This is a genomic window from Lentzea sp. NPDC003310 (genome assembly GCF_040610935.1).
Classification (GTDB): Bacteria; Actinomycetota; Actinomycetes; order Mycobacteriales; family Pseudonocardiaceae; genus Lentzea.
In genome coordinates, this window is sequence record NZ_JBEXNC010000043.1 from 1 (window position 1) to 9007 (window position 9007).

A 9007-nucleotide genomic window follows, 5' to 3' on the forward strand; every position below is an offset into this window, starting at 1 on the left:
AATCAATAAAAATAAGCACTCAAACAAGTATGATACTCGCCTGAGTGCTTATCTCATGAAAAGAGGAGATAAAAATTTAATAAGTATGATCAACCTATTAAGAACAATCATTACCTTACTTACAGCGTTTATTAAATAGTTCTGTAAGGAGGAACAATACCTTTGCATTTCTATATTATTATAAGAATTCCAAGGTAGCAAAGATATTGTATTGGAAATGATAGATGTGAGTATGATTTCTAAATTAATTGATGAAGATATTTTTTAAAGTTTATTTTTGTGTTCGTTTCTTTAGAAGTATATTTGAATGAATTTGGAGTATTTCACTCCGACCTTTTTAATATATTTTTATAAATCTTTTTATAAACCTTTTTAGGTGTGCTTTAATCCTTAGAGCGACAGTAGATTTCACAACTTAAAAAGGTCATTTTGCCACATAAAAAAGGTCATTTTGCCACATAAAAAAGGTCATTTTGCCACATAAAAAAGGTCATTTTGCCACATAAAAAAGGTCATTATTTTAATTCGACATTTTTTATGTGGCAAATACTTTTAATAAAACTATTATAGTGATAATATGTATATGATATACAAGGACTTATAAAAAAAATGACCTTTTTTGGAGTGATATATATGTCGAACGAAACTGTTATTTATCATAATGAAATGAATTTGGTTCCTTTGAGAAAATTTACTTCTGTTGAAATAGACTTATTTTTTGCTATGTGTAATAAGCTAAAAGAACAAGATACTAATAAATTATATTTAAGTTTTGAAGAACTTAAATATTTAAGTAATTATAACTATGAAACTAGAAATCTTAATCGTTTTATTGGAGATTTACAAAATATTTATAAAAAGATGCTCGAGATAACTTATCGAAGAGAAGATGAGGATGTAATAGAGTTTTTTGTACTTTTCAATCACTTTAAAATTCATAAAACGGAGAAGTATCTTGAAATTTCCACTAATCCTGACTTAAAGTTTGTTTTAAATGATATTACTCGTAATTTTACAAAATTCGAATTAAAAGAACTGACTAATTTAAAATCTTCGTACTCTAAAACCATGTTTCGCTTACTTAAACAATATAAACATACTGGATATTTAAAATTATCAATGGAAGATTTTAGAACTCGATTAGACGTATCAAAGTCTTATCAAATGTGTGACATTACTAAACGTGTATTAAAGCCAATATCTAAAGAGCTTACACCTATTTTTAATAATCTTAATATTAATAAAGTTAAAGCTAAAAAAGGTCGAAAAATTGAATACTTAGAATTTATCTTTGACGCTGAGAAACGTATTCACAACAAACGACAGCCACAAATAACTAATATAGGTAAGTCGCGCCAATATACTAATCGTGAAAAGACACCTAAATGGTTAGACGACAAGATATATAAACAATCTCAAGAGTCACATGACGAAGATGCAAAATTAAAACAAGATCGAGAGGCATTTCAACGTCAATTAGAAGAAAAATGGGAAGAATAATAACTTAAATGAGCTACATCTATATTTTGCTTTTATTTCCTTTAATAATGGGATTTGTCTTATCACTAAAAAAGAAAAGACATCATAAATAATGAACTACTTTTGGTAGGATATTAAAAATATAAGTGATAACCTAAAATAGGATAAAATTTATAAAATCTAAAAAGGAAATTATGTAATGAAAAAAGAATTTAAGGAATGGTTAATAGCCATAATAGTAGCTATATTACTATTATTTTTAGTAAATAATTTTTTATTTAAACCTTATACTGTATCAGGATTATCAATGTATCCAACGTTTAACAATAAAGATAAAGTAGTAGTCAGCAAAATATCCAAATCATTAAATCACTTAAAGTCTGGAGATGTTATTGTATTTCATCAAAATAGCAATAATGACTTTATAAAACGATTGATTGGTAAACCAGGAGATCAAATTGAATATAAAAATGACAAGTTATATATCAATAAAAATTATATCAAAGAACCTTACCTTGACTATAATAAAAAAATGAATAACTCCAGTGAAAATTTAACAGAAGATTTTAATGTATCAAATATAAAGGGATCTAAAAATAAAATGATAATACCTAAAGATAAGTATTTAGTTCTCGGAGACAATAGGACAAACAGTATTGATAGTAGATATTCTGAGGTGGGGTTAATATCTAAAAAACAAATCGTAGGAAAAGTTATTTTAAGATTTTGGCCTTTTAATGATATGAAGTATAATTTTAATCGATGAATGATAAAAAAGCTAAGTTATAAAGCTAGCTTGAGATATTGTTGACGATTACATAATTAGTTCATTCGAATATCTATTTAATTTTACAAATTTCTTCATGCAAGATATACTAAAAATAACAAACAGACAGACACATCATTGGATGTGAAAACCCCAGCATGCCGACCAAAGCATATGCTGGGGTTTCTTTTTTATCGTTGTTCTTGATTTATTAAATAAAGAACACGTCCAACAATAATTGGACATACGATATATTTCACAACAAACAGAACGACAATCATTAGATGTGGCACCTCCTTTCTGCACGGGAAGTGCTTTTTTAGTATAACAGAATCTGATTTTAATAGATTCTCCGTTTTTGAATAAAGATACAAAAGTTCATTTAATGAAAAAGTATGAAAACGCGTGAGAACAATGATGTATAAAACCTGAATAAACGATAATCACAAGACAAAGGCTTAAACGTTGATTTAACAGCGTTTAAGCCTTTACTACAAGTTGACATAATTAACTATTATGGGTAGTGCCTTTGTATAAATACTCAAAAACACAAACATTGTTAAATTAATCTTTGTGTCCTTTAATATAAGTAACATAATAGTTAATTATTGCGATGAGAAAAACCATAGATAACTAAATATATAAGCATAATAACTATGAAATGAATAGCTCCTAAAAATAATGCGAAAATATCTGTAGTAAGAGGTTTAAAATAATCTGATGAATCGTAAATATTCATAAACCAATGAACACATTCCCAAGAAAGAAATGTTCCAATACATCTACTTATTATAATACTTATATTATTTTTTAAGCCGAATTTAAAAATAGATCTACTTATTAATATAGCAACTATTATAAATGGGATGTAACCTATTAATAAACCTGTTTGATAATCAGTAAATAATCCGATAAATTCTATTGGAACTAAAGATAAAATTAATATAATGATTTTTAACCATTTCATTTTAAAATTTCTCTTTTCAATATTATTTTTCCTTCAATATCATTTTATTAATATAATTAGGTAAAAGTCTACGCTGTCTTTAAGTGATAGATGAATGATCTCTATTTTTTATTATGTTATACATTTATATTATTTTCTGTAAGGTTCTGATTCTAAAAGATATTTATAATAGGAGTCTTTCTTTTGTAAATCTGTTTCCCCCCATACCTTATATTCTTTATCATCTGTCCATGGTGCTGGTGCTGGTGTCACGTTATACTCATACTCACTATATGGTTGATCTTTAAAAGCAATATCTTTTTCAGCATATCCCATCATAATATTAAAACTCATTTTTTCATTTTTTATTTTTTTATCCCAACCCTTACGTTCTATAACGTGATCGATGATTTTCTCACTCTTGTGTTCCTGATAAGTAATCACACTAAAAGTCCAAACTGTTAAGGTAATAATGATAACAATAATAGAAGTTATTAATATTTTTAAGATTTTCTTCATTTTTGTATAATTCCTCTTTTTTAATAATTTTTATGATAAATATGTATTATTGTATTTAATTTTACAAAATATTAATTAAATAAATTTACTTAAGGAGACTAATATGAAAAGAAAATATAAAATTACAGGTATCATCTTTATCGTTCTTCTTATCGTTTTAACATTAATTTTTAGTATAGTGCACCATTATGCTAATGTTCAAAAACATGAAGAAGCTAAACTAAAACAAAAAGTTCACCATATTTTCAAACAAAAAGGTTGGGAAGATAAAGTTAAAGAAGAAAAAAATATATTTACGTTCAATACTGGAGATAATGATTTACAAGTCACTTTTAAAGATGAGCCTTATAATACGTATACATATTCTATTGATGAAGACAATAAAGTATATGGAAATGCTGTTTTGAAAGATGAATATGATAAAGATTTTGATAGTAAAAAAAAGTACAAAGAATATTTAAGAAAAATGCATTTTGAAGAAAAATATGATCTGAAATAAAAAAGCAAGCGACTACGATAATTGATAGTCGCTTGCTTTTTAGTGTTCTTTCAATTTGTTTAATGCTTTTTTATGATTCGTTTTCTATCTTGTAATTTGGAGGCTTATATATGCCATTAAATGAAAAGCCTGTATAAAGTTTAAAATAGCTTAGAAAGCAAAAAGGAGTATTAGCATTGAAATCAATTGTTCATTTTATTTGCCTCTTTATCATATTTTGTATTTTTGGATATGTGATAGATTTAATATTTTTTAAAGAAATAAATATTTTTCTGATTTTAGAATCAGCCTTTATTTTATCATTACTAATCATGCCGATATTAAAGATTGTAAAAGAGATAGAAATTGAAAAATAGAACTGGTAAATACCATTTTCTATACTTAATGTTTAATAAAAATAGGCTACTAAAATTCAGTTAATAAAGATCCATCTTTATTAACTGAATTTTAAAAAAATATATATAGTGTTAATTTTTTTAATTAAAGTAGTTATAACTTAATTTATATGATAAAGTCATATTTAAACATATAAATATTTTACAGGAGGTCTTTTTATGAAAAAGTTACTTTCAGTTTTTATTGCAAGTTTATTAGTTTTAACCGGATTATCTTTTTCTTCAATTAATCAAGGTAATACTGCGAGTGCTAAAACAAAATATAAAACAACTATAACTTACAAAGGTCAAAAATATGTATATGTTGGTCATTATAAACACCATTTTTCTAAAAAAGAAGTTAAAAAAGTAGTTAAATTTTCTAAAGGAGTTCATTCAGGAAACAAATTAGTATCTGCTGCTAGTAAACTTAGTAAAAATGGTTATGTTAAAGCATCCTCGGCTATTTATAAAGCCTTTGATTTTGGATTGAAAAATGAATTAAAAGGTAGCTATTTTTACACAGCAGCTAAAAAAGGTACAGGCGTAACAATTTCTTATGATATGTATACTGCAACAACAGGTCCGAACCATACTATAGCTAAGAATTTTAAACATAGTTATAATTAAATAAATGTGAGGGGAAGGATTAATCCTTCCCCTCACATTTATTTTCAAGCTTTTTTGAACGGTTGAATTTTAGACCATAATTTATGAATTCATAGATATTAGATAATATTTCAGCTATTATTCTTAAAATATTTTCCATTATCATCACTACTTTCAATTTTATTCAGTATATTTAATTTTTCTCTCGAATTTTTTTATATCCCCATTTTTATATTTAACTTCATAAAGAATACTTTCTCCTAATAAATCTTTTACATTGTCGTATTTGTTTGCTACACCTTTCCAAATCAATGTATCTTTAGTATCTTTTTTAATACCGTCATTAGTAATTTCTTTTGCATTGTTATTTTTATATCGATACACTTTCCCAATTTTTTCAGGTTTGTTATTTTCTTTTTTATTTATTGTAATATTAACAGCTTTACTTGTAGGATTAATTTCTAATGCACTTTTTTTAATTGGTTTTTCTTTAGAACTATTACTACATCCAGTAACAGTTAGAACTAAAATAAGAGAAATAATAATACTAAATATTGCTTTTTTCATTCTAATCATCCTTTTTTGCTTATTCAAGATTACCATATTCTTCATTTAAATATTTTGATATTAAATTTTCAATTTGTTTAGATTTATTAATACCATATTTTGTTTTAACTTTATCTAAATTAGTTATTAATTTAGGAGGAAGAGTAATATTTAACTTTTGTCTTTGTTCTCTTTCATTCAAACCCACAACACTCTCCTTTTATTTATGCGTATAAAGTAGCATTACATGCGTACAAAGTCAAGTTTGTACCCATAAAAGAAGTATAGTATAGTTTGTTTTTTACTTTATGGAGCTATTATAATTACGACAAACGATAAAAGAAAAACAATTTTTTCCTCTCAAAAAAGCCCTATAGTTTTCAACTAAGAATAAATGAGCAAAGCAAATGGTAAGATAGTCCTTCAGCTATGCTGAATACTACCTTAAGCGGTAATGGATTTCCTTATGCTCTTTAAAATACAAAAGTTACATTATATACCTACTTTTTCAGGTTTTAGCTTTTTTCTAAGAAGAACAATTGAGATAAAAAATATATTTTCCTTTCTGAAAGTGTTGAGAAAGAAATTTTAAAATGATTTATAGCCTATCTGTTGAACAAAAAAGTTTTTAGTCATTTTTTAATAAAATGTTCTAGAAAGGGCTTAAAATGCAAAATAAAAAGACTACTCAAAAAATGAGTAGTCTGAAGAATAGTTTTTGATGTATTAAATGAAAGGGAGTACTACATTAATCATATCACACGCATTTATACCGAGAAAATTTATTGATGTTGAGAAGAACCCTTAACTAAACTTGAAGCCGAATGTCGGCATAGCGTAAGCTATTAAGCCGACGATTCGATAAGTTTAGGGATTGTTAAAGATTCGGAGGTTCAACGTCAATAAAGCAATTTAAAACTATAGTTAAAATAGGGTTCTGTTGCAAAGTCAGAAAGATAAGTATATAACCTTATGTTTCTGACTTTGCAACAGAACCACTTTAATTTACCATAAAAACTTAAATATTTTGAGGAGATAAGGAGTCTTTAAATGAAAAAAATAGTTTATATACTTGGTACTATTATAGTTTTAGGCTTTTGTTATTTTTATGTAAATTTAATTTTTTTTGATAGTTGGACACGTTATTCTGCTGAAAAAGAAATAAATAATTATATTTCAAATCATGATACAAAGAAACTAAAAGAAATATCCGCGAATAATAAAACATATCAACTTTTGAAACATGCTAAACATGTGACAATAAAAGGAGATACAGATAATCAAGGTGGAGGTCATATAGGGTATTTTACTAGTACGATTAATGGTAAAGAAGGAGCGCTTTTTGTACATCTTAATTTTGGTTTGTTTCCTGAAATTCCTAAAGTAACCAAGTTGGAAGTTTTTGATAAAAATATTTATGAGTAGCATAATTGCTACTCATTTTTCGTGTTAGTTATTCTGGTTCTGTTGCAAAGTTAGAAAAATATAGCTAATTACGTCCATATAGCATTAAGCTTCTATGCTATGATAATCGTTAGAAATCTGGCTAAGAATCTGGAGTGTTTTTATGATTTTTTTAAGAGAAAAAATAGTCATGAAATATACAAAAAAATCATGTATATTTTGTTAAATAGTACAGTGATAGCATTTATATTATTGCTAATTGTGAAATTAATATTTGATTTCCTTTTTTAGACTATATTCATATTTTTTCAGATTTGTATTTTTATTGGGGTTAATTATTGGTAGTATCCCAGATTTTATAGAAAAGAAAGGTTAATTTTATGTTATTAAAAAATAAGATTTATTCAGGCATTATTATTGTTATTTTTATAGTTTGTTTGATTATAGGATTGAATGAAAATATCATTGGAAATCCTTTAGGAGAAAAAATATTTTATTTATTAAATTTTTTAGTTTTTGTATTATTAATAATTGGTACAACAAAAAAGTAGGAGAGATTAAATGCTTTTAAGAGAAACTGAAGACTATGAAAAATATTATAAGATAGGCAATGTTGTTATGGGATCAGCTTTTATTTGTATTGTTATTTTTTCGCTTATGAAAAGCACTCCTTTATCTGATTTTTCTTTTTTAAAGTACATACACTTTGCTAGTGAGGTTTTATTGATAGCAGGGTTAATTATTAATAGTGTCCGTGATTTTTTAACTTGGAATATAAAGAACATCATTTTTGACCTTATTATCCTTTCTTTTTTAATTGTATTTTTCATTTGGGTTTAATAATTATAGCAACCACCATTTTGGGTTGCTGCGGTTTTGATAGTTTTGAACTTAGTGGCTAGCAATTAGCCACTATTTTTTCGTTAGAAAAAATCCATAAGGGGCTTGGGGATAATCCCCAACAAGCTGGCCAAACCACTTAACGCCTTTCGAAGAAAGCGTGGTGGGATTGAATGAGCGAACAAAACACATTTTTTAATAATCTTCACATTAATAAAATCAAAGCTAAAAAAGGACGTAACATTAAATGGTTAGAGTTTACCTTTGATGCTGAGAAACGCATTCACAGTAAACAACAGCCACAAATGTCGAATACAGATAAGCCACGACAATATATCATTCTTGAAAAAACACCAAAATGGTTAGAAGAACGCACATATGAAAAACAAACACAAAATGAGTATGATCCACAATTAGAGAAAGAACGAGAAGCTTTTCTAAAACAACTTCAGGTCGATTGGGAAGAATAATAAAAAAAGATAAGTTTTTACAAATAGTACATAAAGATGTATAATGTACTTAACAAGAATTTCATTTATAAACGCACCAAACCCCGAACTACGGCGAATAGTTCGGGGTTTTTTGGTACATCGGCTTAATCGTCTATATTATTTTTTATCACGTTTATGGAGCCAATAGCCAAATAACGTGACTAGACAACCACTAACTGCCGTTGTCATGATGTGAACAAGAATTTCATTCATAAAGCGCACCTCCCCTCTACGTCAAATTGACGTCTGAGGAATAGACGACTTCCCAATTATAACAAAACGCCTCGAATCTGTATGCAACACTTAGACATTGAGAACTAAATAAAGATACAAAACTTCTGTGAATGAAAAAGTATGAAAACGCGTGAGATCAACGTTTAAGATTTTTTGATGAGTTAACATAATTACTGATTATAGGTAGTGAAATTGTATAGTCTATTCATTGACTGAATTATTATCAATAATTTTATTAACATTAAATTATTAGAGTATTGTCTATATTTATAATATATTATAAATATAGACAATACTCTA

Annotated in this window: 9 protein-coding genes and 1 pseudogene; 6 read left to right on the forward strand and 4 right to left on the reverse strand. The window is 26.5% G+C overall.

Annotated elements, in window-relative coordinates; genetic code table 11:
* Window positions 1–633: 633 nt before the first annotated feature.
* Window positions 634–1500, forward strand: a complete 867-nt coding sequence (locus tag ABZX02_RS43605; protein ID WP_002494364.1) for a RepB family plasmid replication initiator protein — start codon at window positions 634–636, stop codon at window positions 1498–1500.
* A gap of 178 nt (window positions 1501–1678) precedes the next feature.
* On the forward strand, window positions 1679–2245 hold the full coding sequence (gene lepB, locus ABZX02_RS43610; RefSeq protein WP_002456288.1) for a signal peptidase I: 567 nt from the start codon (window positions 1679–1681) through the stop codon (window positions 2243–2245).
* A 1096-nt stretch (window positions 2246–3341) separates the two neighbouring features.
* Here lepB and ABZX02_RS43615 read toward each other — a convergent pair.
* On the reverse strand, window positions 3342–3710 hold the full coding sequence (locus ABZX02_RS43615; RefSeq protein ID WP_002494366.1) for a DUF3139 domain-containing protein: 369 nt from the start codon (window positions 3708–3710) through the stop codon (window positions 3342–3344).
* 103 nt (window positions 3711–3813) lie between these two features.
* Here ABZX02_RS43615 and ABZX02_RS43620 point away from each other — a divergent pair, with 103 nt between their 5' ends.
* Window positions 3814–4209: a DUF3139 domain-containing protein gene (locus ABZX02_RS43620; protein ID WP_002494367.1), complete on the forward strand. Its 396-nt coding sequence runs from the start codon at window positions 3814–3816 to the stop codon at window positions 4207–4209.
* A 554-nt stretch (window positions 4210–4763) separates the two neighbouring features.
* Window positions 4764–5213 carry a hypothetical protein gene (locus tag ABZX02_RS43625; RefSeq protein WP_002494368.1) on the forward strand — a complete coding sequence of 150 codons (450 nt, stop codon included), beginning with the start codon at window positions 4764–4766 and terminating at the stop codon, window positions 5211–5213.
* A 159-nt stretch (window positions 5214–5372) separates the two neighbouring features.
* Here the strand turns inward: ABZX02_RS43625 and ABZX02_RS43630 are convergent, their stop codons facing one another.
* Together ABZX02_RS43630 and ABZX02_RS43635 are read right to left on the reverse strand one after the other, a co-directional pair.
* The gene (locus ABZX02_RS43630; RefSeq protein ID WP_002494369.1) at window positions 5373–5759 is read right to left on the reverse strand and encodes a hypothetical protein; all 387 of its coding nucleotides are present in this window, start codon (window positions 5757–5759) and stop codon (window positions 5373–5375) included.
* 19 nt (window positions 5760–5778) lie between these two features.
* Window positions 5779–5946, reverse strand: a complete 168-nt coding sequence (locus ABZX02_RS43635) for a hypothetical protein (RefSeq protein WP_002494370.1) — start codon at window positions 5944–5946, stop codon at window positions 5779–5781.
* Between the two features lie 842 nt (window positions 5947–6788).
* Here ABZX02_RS43635 and ABZX02_RS43640 point away from each other — a divergent pair.
* Both ABZX02_RS43640 and ABZX02_RS43645 read left to right on the forward strand, forming a co-directional pair.
* Window positions 6789–7163: a hypothetical protein gene (locus ABZX02_RS43640; protein WP_002494371.1), complete on the forward strand. Its 375-nt coding sequence runs from the start codon at window positions 6789–6791 to the stop codon at window positions 7161–7163.
* Between the two features lie 992 nt (window positions 7164–8155).
* Window positions 8156–8452, forward strand: a pseudogene (locus tag ABZX02_RS43645) (RepB family plasmid replication initiator protein); the annotation flags it as partial.
* 138 nt (window positions 8453–8590) lie between these two features.
* Here the strand turns inward: ABZX02_RS43645 and ABZX02_RS43650 are convergent.
* A complete protein-coding gene (locus ABZX02_RS43650) occupies window positions 8591–8686 on the reverse strand; it encodes a type I toxin-antitoxin system Fst family toxin (protein WP_002498742.1) in 96 nt (31 codons plus the stop codon).
* Window positions 8687–9007: the final 321 nt, after the last annotated feature.